Genomic DNA, 659 nt, shown 5'->3' on the forward strand with positions numbered 1-659 from the left:
TCTACATACTCGTGATTTGACTTTGATGGGCGGTATGTGGGGACAGTTCCGTTATTATGCTCCAATATTGATGTTCTTTTGCGCGGCACTTCTAGGTATTCCTGGTACAGGTAACTTTATCGGTGAATTCATGATTTTATTTGGCGCATTTGCTCAGTACCCCGTATTTGTAGTACTAGCAACCTTTAGCTTAGTGTTGGCTGGTTTATATTCTTTAATCTTAATTTACCGCGCACTGTTTGGGATTAATAATATTGAAGAGGTGGCGTTGCACGAGACCAAATCACATGGTTTGCCAACACGCAAATTAAAAGACCTGGGCAAGCGTGAGCTGTCATTACTACTGATGTTAGCGGCTGGATTGGTATGGCTTGGCCTTTACCCGCAGCCGATACTGGATACATCAAGTCAAGCCATGCAGTGGATTAATAATGCATATGTCTACAGTGAAATCACTCAAGTAGATGCGTCACAGTTACTTGATGCAATGGAGGCACGTTAAGTCATGAATGATATTACGATGAATGATTTGATGGGGCTAATGCCTTATGCACCAATCATTGCAGTGGTAGTTACAACGTTATTGGCCATGATTGCGATTACTATTAAGCGCTCGCATGTTATCACTGGCACTATTACCGTGACTGGACTAAACGTTG

1 protein-coding gene is annotated in these 659 nt (G+C 42.3%); it reads left to right on the forward strand.

Annotated elements, in window-relative coordinates:
• Window positions 1-502 (forward strand): proton-conducting transporter transmembrane domain-containing protein (locus ACS8FD_RS21385; RefSeq protein WP_439277353.1); only part of this gene is annotated, 502 nt, incomplete at its 5' end.
• Between the last annotated feature and the right edge of the window lie 157 nt (window positions 503-659).

The organism is Psychrobacter sp. 1U2 (assembly GCF_051847575.1).